This window comes from Alphaproteobacteria bacterium RIFCSPHIGHO2_01_FULL_41_14, from assembly GCA_001767855.1.
Lineage (GTDB): Bacteria > Pseudomonadota > Alphaproteobacteria > UBA7879 > UBA5542 > 2-01-FULL-41-14.
In genome coordinates this window covers 538017-557418 of sequence record MEMF01000002.1, presented here as the reverse complement: position 1 = coordinate 557418, position 19402 = coordinate 538017, and the positions used below count along the sequence as shown (strand labels likewise).

The 19402-nt window shown below is 43.7% G+C and carries 19 protein-coding genes and 1 tRNA gene; 3 read left to right on the top strand and 17 right to left on the bottom strand.

Annotation, left to right across the window (positions count from 1 at the left end; translation table 11 throughout):
* The first annotated feature begins 1 nt into the window (after position 1).
* The gene (locus A2621_02765; GenBank protein ID OFW89795.1) at positions 2-565 is read left to right on the top strand and encodes an aminoacyl-tRNA hydrolase; all 564 of its coding nucleotides are present in this window, start codon (positions 2-4) and stop codon (positions 563-565) included.
* A complete protein-coding gene (locus tag A2621_02760) occupies positions 565-1665 on the top strand; it encodes a redox-regulated ATPase YchF (protein ID OFW89794.1) in 1101 nt (366 codons plus the stop codon). Before A2621_02765 ends, A2621_02760 begins: the two co-directional genes overlap by 1 nt.
* Positions 1666-1720: 55 nt before the next feature.
* Here A2621_02760 and A2621_02755 read toward each other — a convergent pair whose 3' ends face one another.
* From A2621_02755 to A2621_02680, 16 genes are all read right to left on the bottom strand, one after another.
* Positions 1721-2410, bottom strand: a complete 690-nt coding sequence (locus tag A2621_02755) for a hypothetical protein (protein OFW89793.1) — start codon at positions 2408-2410, stop codon at positions 1721-1723.
* A gap of 373 nt (positions 2411-2783) precedes the next feature.
* On the bottom strand, positions 2784-4883 hold the full coding sequence (hppA, locus tag A2621_02750) for a sodium-translocating pyrophosphatase (GenBank protein OFW90125.1): 2100 nt from the start codon (positions 4881-4883) through the stop codon (positions 2784-2786).
* A 167-nt stretch (positions 4884-5050) separates the two neighbouring features.
* A complete protein-coding gene (locus A2621_02745; protein ID OFW89792.1) occupies positions 5051-6223 on the bottom strand; it encodes a lipid-A-disaccharide synthase in 1173 nt (390 codons plus the stop codon).
* Positions 6201-7028: a hypothetical protein gene (locus tag A2621_02740; GenBank protein ID OFW89791.1), complete on the bottom strand. Its 828-nt coding sequence runs from the start codon at positions 7026-7028 to the stop codon at positions 6201-6203. Before A2621_02740 ends, A2621_02745 begins: the two co-directional genes overlap by 23 nt.
* A gap of 3 nt (positions 7029-7031) precedes the next feature.
* The gene (locus A2621_02735) at positions 7032-7826 is read right to left on the bottom strand and encodes an acyl-[acyl-carrier-protein]--UDP-N-acetylglucosamine O-acyltransferase (GenBank protein ID OFW89790.1); all 795 of its coding nucleotides are present in this window, start codon (positions 7824-7826) and stop codon (positions 7032-7034) included.
* Positions 7819-8268, bottom strand: a complete 450-nt coding sequence (locus A2621_02730; protein OFW89789.1) for a 3-hydroxyacyl-[acyl-carrier-protein] dehydratase FabZ — start codon at positions 8266-8268, stop codon at positions 7819-7821. The genes A2621_02735 and A2621_02730 overlap by 8 nt, the downstream gene beginning before the upstream one ends.
* A gap of 8 nt (positions 8269-8276) precedes the next feature.
* A complete protein-coding gene (locus A2621_02725) occupies positions 8277-9269 on the bottom strand; it encodes a UDP-3-O-(3-hydroxymyristoyl)glucosamine N-acyltransferase (protein ID OFW89788.1) in 993 nt (330 codons plus the stop codon).
* Between the two features lie 5 nt (positions 9270-9274).
* Positions 9275-9874 (bottom strand): hypothetical protein, encoded by a 600-nt coding sequence (locus A2621_02720; GenBank protein ID OFW89787.1) that lies wholly within the window; start codon positions 9872-9874, stop codon positions 9275-9277.
* Positions 9874-12054 carry an outer membrane protein assembly factor BamA gene (locus tag A2621_02715; GenBank protein OFW90124.1) on the bottom strand — a complete coding sequence of 727 codons (2181 nt, stop codon included), beginning with the start codon at positions 12052-12054 and terminating at the stop codon, positions 9874-9876. Before A2621_02715 ends, A2621_02720 begins: the two co-directional genes overlap by 1 nt.
* A 255-nt stretch (positions 12055-12309) precedes the next feature.
* Positions 12310-13431 carry an RIP metalloprotease RseP gene (locus A2621_02710; protein ID OFW89786.1) on the bottom strand — a complete coding sequence of 374 codons (1122 nt, stop codon included), beginning with the start codon at positions 13429-13431 and terminating at the stop codon, positions 12310-12312.
* 23 nt (positions 13432-13454) lie between these two features.
* The gene (locus A2621_02705) at positions 13455-14285 is read right to left on the bottom strand and encodes a hypothetical protein (protein ID OFW89785.1); all 831 of its coding nucleotides are present in this window, start codon (positions 14283-14285) and stop codon (positions 13455-13457) included.
* 16 nt (positions 14286-14301) lie between these two features.
* Positions 14302-15030, bottom strand: a complete 729-nt coding sequence (locus A2621_02700; GenBank protein OFW90123.1) for a di-trans,poly-cis-decaprenylcistransferase — start codon at positions 15028-15030, stop codon at positions 14302-14304.
* A gap of 5 nt (positions 15031-15035) precedes the next feature.
* Positions 15036-15593, bottom strand: coding sequence for a ribosome recycling factor (locus tag A2621_02695; GenBank protein OFW89784.1), 558 nt, complete (start codon positions 15591-15593; stop codon positions 15036-15038).
* Positions 15594-15602: 9 nt separating this feature from the next.
* Complete coding sequence (locus A2621_02690; protein ID OFW89783.1) at positions 15603-16301, bottom strand: UMP kinase; 699 nt, start codon at positions 16299-16301, stop codon at positions 15603-15605.
* Positions 16302-16351: 50 nt separating this feature from the next.
* On the bottom strand, positions 16352-17275 hold the full coding sequence (locus A2621_02685) for a translation elongation factor Ts (protein OFW89782.1): 924 nt from the start codon (positions 17273-17275) through the stop codon (positions 16352-16354).
* A gap of 35 nt (positions 17276-17310) precedes the next feature.
* Complete coding sequence (locus A2621_02680) at positions 17311-18141, bottom strand: 30S ribosomal protein S2 (GenBank protein OFW89781.1); 831 nt, start codon at positions 18139-18141, stop codon at positions 17311-17313.
* Between the two features lie 216 nt (positions 18142-18357).
* Here A2621_02680 and A2621_02675 point away from each other — a divergent pair, with 216 nt between their 5' ends.
* The gene (locus A2621_02675; protein ID OFW89780.1) at positions 18358-19242 is read left to right on the top strand and encodes a hypothetical protein; all 885 of its coding nucleotides are present in this window, start codon (positions 18358-18360) and stop codon (positions 19240-19242) included.
* A gap of 1 nt (position 19243) precedes the next feature.
* On the opposite strand, the gene A2621_02670 is transcribed toward A2621_02675, so the two are convergent.
* A tRNA-Val gene (locus A2621_02670) sits at positions 19244-19318 on the bottom strand.
* Positions 19319-19402 lie beyond the last annotated feature (84 nt).

Here is a 19402-nt window from a genome sequence, read left to right as displayed (position 1 = left end):
AATGAAACTTATTGCCGCCCTTGGAAATCCGGGCGAAAAATATTTAAAAACCCGGCACAACGCTGGGTTTTTATTTTTAGATCATTTAGTTGATTTTTTTTCTCTTCCTGAGTATCAGCCCAAATTCAAAGGTGCCCTCACTGAAGGGACGATCCAGGGCCATAAATTATACTTTCTAAAGCCTCTTACCTTTATGAATGTCTCGGGTCAATCCGTTGCTGCCCTTGCCCAGTTTTTCAAAATTCCGCCGGAAGAAATTTTGGTTATTCATGATGATTTAGATATCGAATTTGGCAAGATACGCGTAAAACAGGGAGGAAGCTCCGGCGGGCATAATGGGATTAAAAACATTGAACAAATGCTCGGGTCTCCTAACTTCTGGCGTCTCCGCATTGGTATTGGCCGCCCTCTTCATGCAGAGGATGTGTCTAATTACGTACTCAATGACTTTGATAAGAGAGAACTGGAAGATCTGGTTCCTTTATATGACAAAATGGCCGAACATTTTCCAAAACTTTTAGAAGCAATGGAAACTTATGTTCCTTCCGTACTAGGAGAAAAGTAATGGGATTTAACTGTGGCATCGTTGGATTGCCCAATGTGGGAAAATCAACTCTTTTTAACGCTCTCACCTCCACTGCTAAGGCAGAGGCCGCCAATTATCCCTTTTGCACCATTGAACCCAATATTGGAAAAGTAGGCGTGCCCGATGAACGCCTCTCTAAAATTTCTGTCATTGCTAAATCAGAAGCCATCATTCCCACAACTCTCGAATTTGTGGATATTGCAGGGCTTGTGAGGGGTGCCAGCAAAGGCGAAGGTCTCGGCAACCAATTCTTGGGACACATCCGATCCGTTGATGCCATCATTCATGTGTTGCGCTGCTTTGAAGATGCTGACATTACCCATGTGGAGCACAGCATTGACCCCTTGCGCGACAAAGAAATTATTGATACTGAATTGATGCTGTCCGATTTGGCCTCTCTGACCAAAAGAAAAGAGGCCCTCTCCAAGAAACTGAAATCACAAGACAAAGACGCTAAGGAAGAAGATCTCATTTGCACCAAATTATTGGCGGCTCTTGAAGACGGACGCCCCGCACGATCTGTCTCGCTTACGTCAGCAGAATCCCTGATCGCCAACGGATTTGGCCTCATCACCCTAAAACCTGTTTTGTACGTTTGCAATGTTCAAGAATCAGAGGCGAGCACCGGCAATGATTGGACACAAAAAGTGGCCGTCATGGCAAGCCAAGAAAATGCCTCCTCTGTGGTGATTTCTGCCTCCATTGAGTCAGAGATTTCTACGCTTGGCTCCCGTGAAGAAAAAGAGATGTTCCTCAACGAACTGGGTCTCACCCAATCAGGTCTCGACCGCGTGATTGAGAAAGGATACGGGCTTTTAAATCTTTTAACCTTCTTTACCTGTGGGCCCAAAGAAACGCGCGCTTGGACCACTTTTAAAGGAGCTACCGCCCCAGAGGCCGCTGGCTGCATTCACTCAGACTTTGAACGAGGATTTATCCGCGCCGAAACCATCGCCTACGCAGATTTTATTAACTGCAAAGGGGAAGCCGGCGCCAAGGAAGCGGGAAAGTTCCGCCAAGAAGGAAAAGAATACGTCGTTCAAGACGGCGACATTCTCCACTTCAGGTTTAATGTTTAAAAATCTACAATAAGGAATATCTCCTGAAGAGAAATCTCCTCCTCTGTGCTAGATGTTACCACTCAGATCTGAGCTCTGAATTGAATTCAAGGAAATCCTGATTATTGGCAAGACCTCGTTTTCCATTTGGACCATCAATCCATTTGAAATTATTTTTTAGCTGACCCTTTAGATTCAATACCTTGAAATCAGTCATTTTCAAATTTGGAAATACATCCCTGGTTAACTGTATATAATCATCTGTCCAAAAACGACTCTGCCCCCATTGTCCATCCCTTACCCATACAAAAGTTTTCAAATTTGGAGAAACACACCGAAGGGTTGCTAAGAGACCCACATAAGCTCGTCGGCTCTCTGGGTCAAGAAACCAAGGATCGAGTCTAAATTCAGTAATGCTGCTGAGACTCGCATCGGGCAGGAGTCGGAGGGAGCCAGTAAGGTTTCTAATGAATTCAGCTTCATCCCCTCCGTTCCAGATGCTGTTAGGATCTCTCCGTAAAATCATCTTCAGGTTACCATTTGGATTGAGCAGAGCCAAATCTATTTGGTTTCTATCTAATCCCGGATGAAGATCAATGCAATCCCCAATGTCTCCTACTCTAGAAACAGTAGGATTAAACCGTTCTTGAGTGGCATCTTCAGCAGAAGAGGCTGCATTAACAGTGCACAAAAATGCTGATGTAACCGCAATGAAAGACATCGTCTTTAGTAAAGTCATAATTGTATCCCCTTTCAAAATATTCATTCTTTTCTACTGCTTATATACTCTCAAAACAAGAACTTTATTCAGATGACTGGCCGTGTAGAATTATGAGTCATGCCAGAGTTGAAAATTTCTTTTAAGTCAACTTTTCTTTAAGAAAAAGACGATCTATCTTGCACACAGAAAGTCCAACAAAAAGAGGAGGATATCATCATGAAAATGCCATAATATTTTGCAGAGTTAGTAAAACCGAAAAGATCGGTTTAGTCCTTCATCATTTAAACTATGAATGCCTGTCATTTTTTGACAGGCATCTTTTTATGTAAGCTTTTTTATTTAAAGTTAAGAGATAACAAAAAACCCCGCACTCCTCTAAAAAGAAAGACGACGCCTTTAGTTTACAAGTAGGCTTCTATTAGAACCGGGCGAGAGCCGCGAGCAGCAGCAACGCCACGATGTTGATAATCTTAATCATGGGGTTGATGGCGGGGCCCGCTGTGTCCTTGTAAGGATCACCCACCGTGTCCCCCGTAATGGAAGCATGATGCGCCGGAGAATTCTTGCCCCCAAAATGTCCCTCTTCGATATACTTCTTGGCATTATCCCACGCACCTCCTCCAGAAGTCATGGAAAGGGCGACGAAGATGCCCGTGACGATTGTGCCTAAAAGCATGGCCCCAAGAGCGGCAAACGCATGGGACATGCCCGCTACATAGTAGATCACTGTATAAAGAGCGATGGGTGCAACAATGGGCAACAACGACGGCAAAATCATTTCTTTAATGGCTGCAATGGTGAGCAAGTCAACGGCCGTTCCATACTCTGGCTTTGCCTTACCTGTCATGATCCCCTTGATTTCTTTGAACTGTCGACGCACTTCCATCACCACAGCCCCCGCTGCACGACCAACCGCCATCATACCCATGGAACCAAAGAGGTATGGCAATAATCCGCCCAAGAAGAGCCCCACCACCACATACGGATCTCTGAGGTCAAAGCCACAGGTGATATTTGGAAAATAGTGTTTTAGGTCTTCTGTGTAGGCCGCAAACAAAACAAGCGAGGCAAGCGCTGCAGATCCAATAGCATATCCCTTTGTAACGGCTTTCGTGGTATTTCCCACGGCGTCCAACGCATCGGTTACCTTGCGTACAGATTCTGGCAAGTCAGACATTTCCGCAATACCTCCGGCGTTATCTGTCACAGGACCATACGCATCCAAAGCAATCACAATCCCCGCCAAAGACAGCATGATGGTGGCAGCGACAGCGATTCCATAAAGTCCCGCTGTCAGGTAAGAAGAAATAATCCCTGCACAAATAATCAATACGGGAAGGGCTGTTGCCTCCATAGAAATGGCCAACCCTTGAATGATATTGGTTCCATGCCCTGTTTGAGAAGCCGCCGCAATACTTTTAACCGGACGATACTTCGTGGACGTATAATACTCTGTGATCCACACCAAGGCACCTGTCACCAATAACCCGATCACGCTACACATAATCATATTATCTCTTGTAATCAGCACATTGCCTACTTCAACCATCACCCCATCGAAGAGAAAATAAGTTAACCCCATCACAAAGATACCCGAGAAAACTGCACTGGCAATGAACCCCTTGTAAAGAGCCCCCATAATGTTATTATCGGACCCTAATTTCACACAGAAAGTCCCAAGCAATGACCCAATAATTGAGACTGCCCCAATCAAAAGAGGGTAAATCATAAGGGTTTTTTGTGCCTCTCCCGTAAAGAGAATAGCCCCCATCAACATGGTCGCCACAATCGTAACCACATAGGTTTCAAAAAGGTCTGCCGCCATTCCAGCACAGTCGCCCACGTTATCTCCCACGTTATCGGCAATAACCGCCGGATTACGAGGATCATCTTCCGGAATACCGGCTTCAATCTTCCCCACAAGGTCCGCCCCCACGTCAGCGCCCTTGGTGAAAATGCCTCCCCCCAACCGGGCAAAAATAGAAATTAATGACGCCCCAAAGCTGAGCGCTACCAAAGTTTCAAGAATCTTACGTGTTTCAAACCCAAGGCGTTCAAGACCCCCAAAAGCAGCCGTCACCCCTAAAAGTCCGAGCCCCACAACTAACATGCCGGTGACCGCTCCAGATCTAAAAGAAAGGGATAATGCTTTCTCAAGCCCTGTTCTAGCCGCTTCTGCCGTCCGCACATTGGCACGTACAGAGATATACATACCAATATACCCGGCAACACCAGAGAGAACCGCTCCTAAAATAAAGCCTAAGGAAATATGAAGCCCCATCAACAGCCAGAGAGCTATAGCAATGACGCTGCCCACCACGGCAATGGTTTGATATTGGCGATTAAGGTACGCTTTGGCACCCTCCTGAATGGCAGCCGCAATCTCTTGCATGCGCTGGGTTCCAGCGGGCAATTTCAAAATAGAGTGTGAAACACACATCCCATAAAACAGGGCTAAAATGCCTGAACATAGAATGATCAAGAATAAGTTATCATAAGAAAAAAAACCGCCGGTCATAATCATAAGTCGTTCCCTCTTTCGCGTTTTGCATGGCTCCGATACTTTAAAAGCCAAGGAGCACCGCACGGTATTCTACGCAAGCAACACCGTACCCATATATTGTCAGCTATTCTGTTCTGTTGGTTATACCTTATTTCCCAAAAACTGCAAATCTTTTTGGGAAATTATCCCCCTTCTGTTGGTTGTAAGTAACGCAAAACAACAGAAGCGGCCTTTTCACTGGGAGTCATAGTTGCCGGCCTTAAAAGCTCGTTCACGCGGGCGAAAGCTTCTAACTGTTGCTGACGTTTTTGGGGGTTTTTCAGAATTTTCAAAGCTTCCAAACATAATTTGGTGGGTGTACAGTCTTTTTGTAAAAACTCAGGAACGATGTACTTCCTCAACAAAATGTTCACCATGCAGCAATATTTTACCTGCACTGACGCTCTGATGATCCAAGCACTCACGGGAGACACTTTATAAGCAATAATCATGGGTAGATTTGCCTGGGCAAGCTCTAAAGCGATGGTGCCAGAGGCCGCAATGGCCATGGAGCTTGCAGCATACGCATCTTTTTTTTCTTGAATCTCGGTAACCAAGATCATGGGAACAGAAGAAGACCAATGGCTTTTCAGGTAGCCTTCCAAATCAGGCAAAGTTGGAATAACGACTTTCAACCGCGGAATACGAGTGCTTATCATATCCACTGTCTTCTGAAAAATATCCAGATGATGTTTTAATTCCACTATCCGACTTCCCGGTAAAATGGTTAATAAGGTTTCCTCTTTAGAAATTTCGTACCTTTTCATGAAACGCTGTTTACTGCCCTCATCAAACCCCAACTCTACGACGGGATGTCCCACAAAGGTGGTGGGTAGTTTGTACTTTTTGAAGTAAGGAGGCTCAAAAGGAAAAAGCGTTAAAAGATGGGTTAAGAACTTAGATACTTTCTTAGCACGTCCCGGTCGCCAAGCCCAAACGGTAGGAGCCACATAATGAATCAAAGGAGTCTCCTTTAACCGTTTTCTTAATCCTTTTCCCAATCTAAAATTAAACCCCGGGAAATCCATGGTCACAACAAGATCCGGATTAATCCCAACAATTAGATTTTTTGTTTCTTTTAACCGTTTCCAGGCTTTAAGCGTTTGGCGCCAGTTTTCAAAGATACCCATGATGGAAAGGTCTGAAAGAGGAAAAAAAGAGCGAATGCCTTCCTTCTCCATTAAATAGCCCCCAATCCCAAAGAATTCGATGAAATCTGTTTTTTTCTTGAGGGCCTTCATCAGTTGTGCTCCCAGAAAATCTCCGGAAGGCTCGCCTGCAACGAGGACGACTTTAAACTTTTTTTTCTGTGACACCGTAAACAAAAATCCCTTTCTGATCAGCCAATTTTATGACTTTTTCTGGATGCAAAAGAAATCCATTTTCCGCCTCTAAGGCGATTCCTTTATACCCGTAACGCGCTAAATTTTCTATAGTTTCTGGTCCAATAGTGGGGAGGTCTACTCTTTTCTCTTGTTGTGGTTTGGAAACCTTTACCAAAATGGCTGATCCTGTCTTGCTCAGCAAGGGAGCTGTTTCTTTCAGCATCCAATCTGTGCCTTCCATGGTTTCTCTCGCAAGGATGAATCCATTTTCCACAATCACCCCCTGCCCTCTATCCTGACGTCCTAATTCTTTGGCAGCCTCAAATCCTAAAGCAATATTTTTTTTATCTTCACCGGTTGGATCTATTTTTCCTAACTTTCCTTGAGGCATCAACAAGTCTCGAATCAACTGATGAGCTCCCACAATTTTAAACCCTTCCTTCTCAAAGAGCCCAATAATGCCTGACAACAACCCATCATCTCCGAAAGCTTTCCAACCAATGGTTACTAACCATTTCCAGCCCATCCAATCCAAATTCAAAGAAAGGAGCCGAGGACGCTGAACAGTCCCAACGAAAACCAATTCTTTAATATTGTATTTTCTAAGCAAATCAAGATTCTTTTTGATCTGACCAAAAGAAACCCACACATGAGGATGCTTTCTTATAAAAGACACGTCAACTTGATATTTGATCGGAAATAGAAGATAGGGACGTTTATTTTTTTTACAGAAGTCGATGAGAAGAGAGGGCAAGTCTCCTTTACCCATAACAATACCAAGGGGTTGATTCTCCATAGTCTACCTCGGCAGACAAAGAGGACGCAAGTTATTGGCAGCATTTTGCTGCAAAAATTCTACGACCCCCATAACGATCGGATCCTCTGAAAAAAGCTCTACAGTCCCCTGGATACGTTCGGTCAGTGTTCCCTCGTCTGCAAATAATAACCGATAGGCTGTCCGCAGCTTGTGAATACTTTCACGATCTATTCCATGACGGCGCAACCCCACTAGATTTAGTCCACACAAAACCGCACGGTTCCCCATCACAGATCCATAAGGAATAACATCCCCCACAACGGGGGAGACCCCTCCAATAATGCAGCCCTTCCCCAAGCGCACTTTCTGGTGAATGGCACACAGTCCACCAAGAATAACATTGTCTCCTATTTCCACATGGCCACCGAGCGTTGCATTGTTAGCCATGACGACCTTATTTCCGACCCGGCAATCATGGGCAATGTGACACGCCACCATAAAAAATCCATTATCCCCCACCAGGGTTCCTTCCGGTTGAGTTCCCGCATGAATTGTGACATGTTCTCGGATCTTGTTGTTTTTTCCGATCGTTATTTTAGAATATTCCGGAAGGGAACTCAAAAATTGGGGGGCTGCTCCAATAACAGCAAAAGAAAAAATTTCCGTCCCTTCTCCCACTGAGGTTTTCCCCTCAATCACCACATGAGAATGGAGTGTCACGCCATCTCCTAAAACAACGTCTTCTCCAATGCAGCAATAGGGTCCAATGTGGACATTCTTACCAATAATGGCTTTTTTAGAGACAATAGCTGTGGGATGAACAACAGATTTACTCATTTGGCTTATCCACAATCATGGCAGAAAAAATGGCTTCCGAGACAAGAACACCATTAACCTGTGCTCTGCCAGAAAACTTCCAGAGAGGATCTCTTCCTTTTATCTTCTCCACAAAGATCTCTAAAGTATCCCCCGGCAAAACAGGCTTCCGGAATTTTGCTTCAGAAATCGTCATGAAATAGACGAGTTTATCGCTGGCTTTTTTCTCTGTAGAATACATCACCAGAGTTCCGGCTGCCTGAGCCATGGCCTCCACAATCAAAACACCTGGCATCACCGGATTTTCAGGGAAATGCCCCTGAAAAAACCATTCATTCATGGTCACATTTTTAATACCCACCGCGCTCTCCCCCTTAACGATCTTCTCTAACCGATCAATAAGGAGCATGGGATAACGATGAGGAATGAGTTTCTGAATTTCCTGTATGTTTAAAACAAGCATTTTTCTTCCTACTTCTTAATAATTTTTGATAAATAAATGACTTGGCGATGCCAGTCTCGGATAGGCATAGAAGGGCTCCCCCCTACCGTTTCTCCATCTGGGATATCTCTCATAACACCACTCTGAGCCGCAATGGTAACATGTTTTCCTATTTTAAGGTGCCCAGCTAACCCCACCTGGCCGGCCAAAATAGAAAAGTCCCCAATTTGTGTGCTGCCCGAAATGCCCACTTGGGACACAATAATACACCCTTTTCCCAGATGAACATTGTGCGCGATTTGTACTAAATTATCAATACGACAGTTTTCTTCGATCAGGGTATCTCCCAACACGCCACGATCAATGGTGGTATTAGCACCAATGCGCACATTGTCTTTAATCACCACACGCCCTAAGTGGGGAATGTCGACCAGTTCTGCTCCTTCATTCGCAAAACCGAAGCCCTCCCCCCCGATGCGGGCGCCCGAATGAACATGTACACCATTCCCAATAATTGTCTTCATCAGAGAAACATGGTCATGAATACAAGAGTTATTCCCTAACTTAACCCCGTCACCCACATAGGCTCCTGCCCCAATAACTGTATGGTCTCCAATTTCCACTCCTTTCCCGATAAAGGCGGTCGCGGCAACAGAGGCAGAATTGGAAATTTTCGACTCTTGTCTTCCCTCGTTTATACTGACAGTTCGAGCATGCGGATATAAAAAATGGGCTACTTTTGCAAAGGAAACCTTTGGATTTTTAACGCATAGGGAGATTATAGTCGTTGGCACGGCGTCCAAAAGATCCTCACTGACAAGACAAACTCCTGCTTTTGTTAAATGCAAAGCAGAAATAGCTTTCTTGTCAAAGCAAGCCACAATCTCCCCTTCGGTCGCCTCTTCTAAGGTATTAATTCCGGAAATTTTTTTCTTTTCTTCCGGACAAGAAATTCCCAAAAAATCAGTTATTTCTTTTAAAGAAACGAGAGAGGGTTTTGGATAGAATCTGGTATCTGGCATAAAACTCACCACTTTAAAGGAGGATACTGAAAGTCTTTCAGATCCCTAAAAACATCATCCGTAATATTCAGAGCTGCCTTATGATAGGCTACTTGGTTTTCATATAAAACCAAAGATAGATTTTTTTGACGGGCAATCTTCTGGATAGATAGATTGATTTTTTCTTTAATAACGATCATGGATTGCTCATATAAACTATTAATTTTTTTCTGGGTGTCTTCTGCATTCTTTTGTAAGTTCATAACTTTAGCAGAAAACACTTTTTGTCTCTGTTCTAGATTGGTTCTATGACTCTTAGAATTTGAGATTAATGCCCGTTGTGCCTCTATGAGCTCTTGGTTTTCTTTTCTTAATTCAGCTTCAAGACGAGAGAACTTTTTTTGATGGATCGTGAGATTCTTATGAAGATCTTCTTTTAAATGTATAATCATCGGTAATTGAGTCCAAAGCCTATCTCCATTCAGCAGGCCGATTTTGGTGCCTGATTGAGGACAGACAGAATTTTCACGCCAAACTAAGAAATAAGATCCCATACTTCCTAATAAAAGAATGAATCCAAACACAAAAAAAATCAGAGTATTGTTTTTGCTCTTTTTTAAAGGCATTAGAATCTGCCAGTGCCAAAGTTGATGAGCAACATGCTTTTCTTATCTTCAGGTCTCGACATGAAAGGGAACCCAAAGTCGATTCGAATGAGCCCCATCGGGGACGCCCACCCAAATCCAAATCCTGCTGACATACGTAATGATTTATTATTGTAGACTGTACTGCCGGTTTCTTTTGAGTCCCATGTGGTCCCCGCGTCCACGAAAAGAGCCCCTCTTATCCCAAAATCTTTTGAAATACCAATGGGGAACGTAGCTTCAGCCGTTGCTGAAATCACCCTATCTCCCCCCAATGCTTCTTTAAATCCAGCTTTATATCGTGGACCAACACCGGAATAATCAAATCCTCTGAGGCTGGTGCCTCCTAAGGTAAATTTATCAGAAACACGGGGCCGTTGTCCTCCAATTCCATTCAGGATACCCAATTGACCATCTAAGCTGAGGATTAAGTCATCAATGGGCATGTAATAAATTGCACCACTCACGATATTCTTTAAGAATTTAAGATTCCCTCCAAGGCCAGCCCATTGGTTAGACATGGATGCAATATATCCTTCGGACGGGTTAAAGCGAAAGTTTCTCTTATCATAGTTCAATCCATGGGTAACAGAAGAGGTGGTCTTTTTGCCTGCCTGATCTCGAATCTGAGGAGCCGCTGTTGCGGGTATCGACCCCAAGTTATCTTCAGATAATCCATAAGACCAACGTTGGGTCAACGGTTCGGACAGGTGATACTCCATCCATACACGCCCCCCCGTGGAAGTCTGCTTGTAAGAGCTTTCAGATTCTTGGTCATCTTGGGATCGAACCGCGCCAACGCCCACGAGCAGTTCTTTGTTGAGGAAATACGGATCTTCCAAGGAGACGTTAAGGCTTTTATTTTTTTTACCATAGTAAAGACGAGAGCTAAACTCATACGCACGCCCAAAGAGGTTGCGCTCAATAAAAGTGATCATTCCAAAAGGGCCACTTGCAGTATTGTATCCGGCAGAAAAGTTAATTTCTCCTGTTGATTGTTCTTGCACTTCGATCTCCAGATCTGTTTTTGTCGCATCTCCCAAAACAGGTTTCTGTTGAATATTAACTTTCTTAAAAAATCCAAGATTCTCTAATCGTCGGTTCGAGTTTCTTAGCTTTGTAGAGTTATAGGCATCCCCTTCAGCCAAGAAAAGTTGGCGGCGGATGACTGAATCAATGGTACGTGTATTCCCCATAATGTCGATTTTATTGATGAAAACTTTTGGGCCTTCCAAAAGCTGATAGGTAAGATTGATTGTTTTTTCTTTTTCGTTTGGCACCGGAATAATTCGGATGTCCACAAACGCATATCCATGATCACCCGCAATATTATTTAACGTATCTCTATCTTTTTCAATGACAGAGAAAGAATACCAATCCCCTTTTGCAGACTGAATCTTTTTTTGCATTTCTTGCACATGCAAACCAGGAATCTCACTTTTAACTAAAATTTCCCCAAACCGATAGCGCTCCCCTTCATCAAGAGTGAAAGAAATAATGAACCCATCTTGAGAAGGCACAAGTTCTGCAACAGCTGAGACAACTCGAAAATCTGCATATCCTTTTGATAAATAGAATTTTCTCAAATTATCTTTATCAGCTTCCAAACGATCTGGGTCATAGAAATCGTCATTCGCGAAAAAACGCCACCATTTTTTCTCTTTGGTCATGAGAACATGCTGGAGAGTATCGTCGCTGAAACGTTTATTCCCTGTAAAGTTAATTTGTTGTACTTTTGCCGAGGTGCCCTCTTCTATTTCAAAGATGATGTCCACCCGATTTTGCTCTCTTGTAATAATCTTGGGAGTCACCTTCGCTCCGAAGTGCCCCTTAGCTCGATAAAAAGCCATAATTCTTTGAACTTCTAGTTGAATTTTTGATTTATCCAAAAGCTCACGAGGATTGATGCGCATTTCTGTGTTCAAGATCTTATCGCTCAGGGCACTATTTCCTTCAAACACAATGCGGTTAATACTGGGGTTCTCAACAACGGTGATAACCAGAGAGGAACCAATCTGTTTGATGGAAACATCCGAAAAATGTCCAGAGGCATAAAGAGCCTTCAGACTCTCATCCATGTCTGATTCTGTCGGGAATGACCCTTTCTTAATGGTCAGAGAATTCAGGATTGTTTCTGATTCTATTCGCTGATTTCCCTCCACATGAAAAGAAGAAACTGGCTCTGAAAAACATCCCCAAACAACAACAAAAACAAAAAAAACAGAACGCTTAAAGACTGTTCGGAAAAACACGCTAATTCCTCTTTCGTTTCCCTCTTACGATAAAAAGTCGCAATGTGACAGGGCTTAAGTTATTTATTGTAAATAGCACGAGGCTAAACCTAATATCAAATCTTATTTATTTTATAGTTTTCTTAACTATTTCAAGTTGTAAGATTCTCGCTTAGAATCGCCCCTTTATTTGAAGAGAGCTAAAAAGTATTCAACCACCTTAAAACGAGTAAGATCATTCCATAAAGTGAATAGCATAACAAAAAGTAGGACACCAAATCCAATTTTATAAGCAATGTTTTGGCCTTTTTCTCCCACTGGTTTTCCGCGAACAACTTCAATGATGTAGAATAAAAGATGACCCCCATCCAGCATAGGAATGGGCAGCAAGTTAATGATGCCTAAATTTAAAGACAACACCGCCATAAAAAAGAATAAGGAAAATAGACCCCCATGTAGGCTGTCTTTAGACATTTTTGCAATACTCAAAACGCTGCCCAATTTTCCAGCATTTTCCCCAGAAGACACAATGGCAGCCAACGACTTGAGCAAATCAGCACTCATAACCCCCACAGACTTTAAGGATTCATAAGGGGCGTCCCATAAGGACTTTTTCACTCTTAGGGGAGATACTCCGATAAATCCTATTTTCTTATGAGCTGTCACTTCCATAGCCTCTGGCGTGATTTGATATGTAAGAGAGCTTCCCCCCCGTTCAACCTCAACCGAGAGACGTTCACTGGGATGGTTATTGATATAGGTTTGAACCTCTTTAAAGGAGTGCGGCATAAACTCGTTTATCCGAACAATTCGATCTTCCGACTGGATGCCCGCTTTTTCTGCCACGCTGCCTGCCACTATGTCGCCAATGATTGGTGTTTCACTGGCTTTACCGTAAAAGAAAAAGACCAAAGAAAAAAGCATGAACGTAAGGAAAATGTTCGCCACCGGCCCCGCAATGGATACCACCATTCTTTGCCAGACCGTCTTTCCCATCAAGGTCTGCTCACGATCAGATTTGGATAAGGCATTTATTTGTTCGAAATCAGGCACACTAGCCTCATTCGCATCTCCAAACATACGCACATATCCCCCTAAAGGAATAAGACTGAATTTCCATCGTGTGCCTTTGGAATCCATCCATCCAAAGAGTTCAGGTCCAAATCCTATTGAAAACACTTCAACTTTCACTCCATTGTAACGGGCAACTAAATAATGGCCCAATTCGTGAACGAAAACCAAAACAGTGAGCACAACCAAAAAGGGAAAGATCCACGACACAATAGGAATCAAAGACTCTAACAACATAAAAATAACCTTTATCTTCTAATTTACTTCCAAGTAAATAACACAATTTGAGGCCAGAGGAAAATGGCTAATGTTAAAAACGGTACAACAAACAGAAATCCATCTAGTCTATCAAAAAGTCCTCCGTGCCCTGGGATTATATCTCCACTATCCTTAATTTTGTGAACTCTTTTAATTTTAGACTCACATAAATCGCCGATGGTCGAAAACAAAGCTACAACGGCACAAAGTCCCATGAATTGCTGCAAAGAAATATTGGATTGAATAAAGAAATAAAACAATCCTCCCATTAAACTTGAACAAATAAGACCTCCAAAAAACCCTGACCATGTTTTGCTCGGGCTGATGGCCTCCATTAACTTAGGGCCCTTAAGCCAGTTTCCGATGAAGTAGGCGGTCATATCATTAACGGCCGCAACGGAGACAACCCACGCCAAAATAAGTACCCCATCTTCTAGGTGATCAAGAAGCCAGAAAATAGAGAGACACGGCAGTCCGATATAAAGAAGCCCTAAGGTAAACCACAAAAATCGACGATACCAAGAAAGCCAGCTTAGAAAAACCCCCAAGCTTGCCAGGCACAAAAGAACCCCCACCCCAAGAGTGGATCGACTCACAGACGTTGCGTATCCCGCCGCATAGATTAGGATCATGATGAGAAAAGGAACAGCTTTCAAAGAAAACTTACAGATTTTTGCCCACTCAAAGCTGAGGGCTCCCACCAAAAAAAGAACCAAAATTTTTAAAGGCCACATGCCCCCCCAGAAAATAAGTCCCAGCAAAGTAATCATAATAAAACCAGAGGCTATTCTTTTCTGCAGGTCTGAAAATTTTTCTAAGTCTAAAGTCATCATAAATGCATATCCTTAACTATACCTTTTTAAGCTGTTCTGACGTTTTTCCACACCGTCTTTCTCGTTGGGAAAAGTCATGGAGAATTGATTTATATTCTTCTTTTGAGAAATCAGGCCACAATGTTTTTGTAAAAAAGAGCTCTGCATACGAACATTGCCAAAGCAAAAAATTACTTATTCTGTACTCCCCACTGGTTCTGATGAGCAAATCCGGATCGGGAACCCCCTTTGTATCCAAAAAATCAGAAAATGTCTCTGCCGAAATTTCTTCTGCCTTCAGGGTATGGTCTTCACAGGCAGAGACTAGGTGACGCACAGCTCTTATAATCTCATCGCGCGCCCCGTAATTAAAAGCCACGATCAGGGTAAACCGGCTATTATCTTTCGTTTTTTCTTCGGCCGTCCGAATAACATCTAAAATATTTTCTGACAAAGAGGTCCGACCCCCAATGAATTTGACCTTAATACCTTCTTTTTGCAGTGTTTTGAGTTCTTTTTCTAAGTAAAGTTTAAGAAGCGTCATCAGGCCCTTGACTTCTTCAGCGGGTCTTTTCCAATTCTCTGTGGAAAATGCATAGACAGTTAAGTAGGACACACCGAGCTGAATTGATTCTTCAATAATGGCGCGCAAGGTTTCAGCCCCTTGCTGATGGCCCCTCATGCGGGGTTTGCCCTTTGCCTTGGCCCACCGTCCATTTCCATCCATAATAATGGCGACATGCCGTGGCATGATTGCCACATTCAAAGACATTAAAGACTCATAACATCTCGCTCTTTTTGGGAAAAGAGCTCATCAATTTTCTTGATATAGTCATCCGTGATTTTTTGAACTTCTTCTGAAGAACGACGCAGATCATCTTCTGAGATATCCCCCCCTTTTTCCCTTAGTTTTAATTCGTCCATTCCATCACGCCGCACATTACGAATACTGATCTTTGCAGCTTCGGTATATTTGGCAGCGACTTTTACAAGCTCGCGTCTTCTTTCTTCACTGAGGTCTGGCAAAGGCAAGCGAATGAGTTGTCCATCACAGATAGGGTTTAATCCCAATCCCGCTTCCATAATGGCTTTCTCTACACTCTTGACAACGCCTCTATCCCAAACTTGCACGGAAAGCATGCGCGCTTCAGGAACAGTAATGGTGGCCACTTGAGCGAGCGGCAGGGAGGCCCCATAAACTTCCACCATCACGTTATCCAAAAGGGCTGTTGAGGCTCTCCCTGTCCGCAAGCTATTGAAGTCTTTCTTCAAAGACTCGAGGGTGCCGGTCATTCTTTTTCTTAAATCTATTGAAAAATCCATTGTCATTTTAAACTCCTAAGAAATAACGGTGTGGGTCAGCTGATTGCTTAATACTCTTTCAAAACAGTTTTTTTCCAGTAAAGAAAAAACCATAATAGGAAGATTATGTTCCGCTGCTAAAGAAATAGCCGTTGCATCCATAACCTTTAGATTTCTCTCCTTCACCTGCGCATAGGAGAGCCTATCAAACCGTTTGGCCGCTTTATTGTGATGGGGATCACAATCATAAACCCCATCTACTTTTGTAGCCTTCATCAATCCATCGCACTTGAGCTCTAAGGCTCTTAAAACAGAAGCTGTATCCGTGGTAAAATAAGGATTACCACTTCCTCCAACACAAATGACCACCTGGCCCAGATCAAGGGCCTCGGTTGCTGCTTGCTGATTGAAAGTCTCACAAACACCCAAGAGAGGGAGCGCCGAGAACACGCGCGTTTTAATGCCTAGATCCGTTAAAATACTTTGAAGAGCAATCCCGTTAATAACGGTGGCGAGCATACCCATCTGATCCGCCTGGCACCGATTCAAAGAAGAAATACTTTCTTCCTTTCCACGGAAGATATTCCCTCCGCCCACAACGATGGCAATCTGAATACCCTTCGCTCGCAAGGATTCAATCTTGTGACCAATGTCGGTCATGACGTCTTGCGAAAAAGACGTTAAAGAGTTTCCCTTCAACGCCTCTCCTGATAATTTAACCAATACTCGCTTCATGTTGAAGCCCCCCTTAAATATCTTTGCTGCAAAAATTTAAAAGCTACGTCTTACTTGGTAAGCTTTGAAACTTCTGACGCAAAGTCATCAACTTTCTTTTCAATACCATCGCCTAACTTAAAACACGTGTAGGCAACCAAAGAAACAGAACACCCCATTTCTTTGGCATAGTCTGAAATAATATCTTTAACTTTTTTATCCGGATCCATGATAAATGTTTGCTCTAGCAGCACAACTTCTTCGTAGAATTTCCGCAACCGACCAGCGACCATTTTCTCCATAACCTCTGCCGGCTTTCCAGATCCGCTAGCTTGCTCTGAAATAATGGCCTTTTCACGTTCAACCAAGGCAGGATCCAATTCTTCGATGGAAAGAGACCGAGGGCTCATCGCCGCAACATGCATGGCAATCTGTTTCCCCATGGCCGTCAGCTTAGATTCATTACCTGTGGATTCCAAGGCAACCAAAACACCAATTCGCCCGAGATGCTCACCCACTGCATTGTGCACATATCCCACCACAACACCGGACGAAACAACCAATCTGGAGACACGACGCAGCCCCATATTTTCGCCAATGACGGCTACCAAATGGGTGAGTTCTTCTTGGTTTGTCCTTCCTGTTTCAGCAGAAAACGTTTTCGCCAAAAGAGAAGGAACGGAGTAATCCATATCGAGGGCTGCTTCTGATACCCGCCGAACATAATTTTGGAATTGCTCATTACGGCCAACAAAATCGGTTTCAGCGTTTACTTCAACGGCCACACCCACATTTCCTTTTACGGCAATGCCAATAAGCCCTTCCGCAGCGATACGATCAGCTTTCTTAGCAGCAGCAGACAAGCCTTTCTTTCTAAGCCAATCGATGGCCAACTCCAAATCAGCCCCACATTCGCTCAAGGCTTTTTTGCAATCCATCATTCCGGCACCCGTACGTTCTCTTAATTCTTTGACAAGGGCAGCTGTAATTTGCATTATTCTTTACTCTTTATTTTCTTACTCACCTTAAATTATTCTTGAGATTCTTCTTGCGGGGTTTCAACAATGATCTCTTCTGTGACAGATCCTGCTTCTGGCAAAACTTCTACGGATTCAAACTCTGCGATGGTTTCTATGGGAGCCTGTACCGTCCCCACATCCACACCTGATGTTCTAATCTCTGCTTGAAGACCTTCTAAAACAGACAACACAACAAGCTGGCAATAAAGGTTAATGGCCCGGCTTGCATCATCATTGCCTGGAATCACATAATCCACCTTTTCAGGGTTTGAGTTGCTATCTACGACCGCAATAACGGGAATGCCCAACTTATGTGCTTCTTCAATGGCCAAAGCCTCTTTATTGGTATCAATCACAAACAAAGCGTTCGGACGACCTCCCATGGAACGAATCCCCCCCAAAGTCATCTCTAGTTTTTGTCTTTCTCTTGAAAGCTTGAGATGTTCTTTCTTTGTAAAACCAGACTGTTGGTCAAGCTTCTTTTCCAATTCCTCAAGACGGTTAATCGACTTAGAAATGGTTCCCCAGTTCGTCAGCATCCCACCAAGCCAACGATGGTTCACATAATATTGACCACACGATGTGGCCGCTTCCGCGATGGGCCCTGAAGCTTGGTGCTTCGTTCCCACAAAAAGGATACGGCCTCCCTTAGAAACAATTTCTTTGATAGCTTCTAAGGCACGGTACAATAAAGGAACCGTTTGCTGTAAATCAATGATATGAACGTTGTTACGAACGCCGAATAGGTACGTGGCCATTTTCGGATTCCAACGACGAGGGTGGTGACCAAAGTGCACGCCGGCTTCTAATAGCTGACGCATGGTAAAAGTTGTTTTAGACATTATTCTTCTCCGGTTAATCCTCCACAAGATCTGCTCTGGATAATCCAAAGACCGGAGGGGAATCCCCATACCCTTGTGTGAGATGTTTACTATAAAAAAGACCCAAACGAGCCTCTCAGTTGGATTTTGTATACATTAATTGCACGTGAATTTCAAGAAAATTATTGACTTAATCCTGTTTGTCCTTAAACCTGAAAAAGGTAGTAGGAGGTTAACGTGATTTCAGTTTCAAGAATTTTAAGTGCGGTTTTCGCTCTCTGTTTGGTCGGATTTACTATTTTCTATTATAAGACTCATCACGCAACCCAACGACGTTTAGCTTCTTTAGAATCTTATCAGCTTTCTGACCAGCGGTTTTTAGTATATTCCCGGTATGGATTTCCCCTCTTAAGTTTGGATAGATCTCTCACAGAAAAAGAATCTGCCACCCTTCCCTTCATGCTGAAAAAGCTCGTGGCGCAGGATGCCACTGTTTTGCATCTGGGCACACACGCTGGCCTTCATACGTTCTTAATCGCCAAGCAATTGAACGATAAAGGAAAAATTTTGGCCTTTGAAGGACATCCCAAATTCTTTGCTCTCTTAAAAGAGAACGCCACATTACACAATCTTGATTCCACCATCCAGCCCTTCCCTCTCATCCCCTCTGAGAAAGAAGGGACTCTCTCTGTCTGCCTGGAGGCGGCCTCCGTGACCTCTGATGACACGACGGTGAACACCTCTTACGAGCAAGGGCTCACGGGCACCCATTGCTATGACATCCAATTAAAACCTCTGGACAACCTCTCCCTCCCCGCCATAGATTTTCTATTGATCGAAAACGACATTGATGTGTCGCAGGCGCTCGCCGGCGGATATGACTTCCTCGCCCAGTCCAAGTGGCCTCCCATCCTGATCGTCCCCAGCTTTTCGTTAGCTCAAAGCCAACACCAATCCTGGATCAATCGACTGAAGAAGGAAGGGTACTATTTCTACCAACTCAGCCCGACCGCCCCCACGGCCTTCAAAGTGATGCGAATCGATCCACACCATCCCCCGGCTAACGGGTCTAGTTATTTGTTTTTCTCTAGGGAACTTCTACCTGTTTCTATTGATCAATAGATGGTGGGCGTAACCGGGATTGAACCAGTGACCCCTACGATGTCAACGTAGTGCTCTACCACTGAGCTATACGCCCCTTTATCTGTGTTAGATGTGTAGCCGATGCCGTTTTGAAATGCAAGAGGACTCTTTTCAAGCCTCCACGATGGGGGGGAATGAT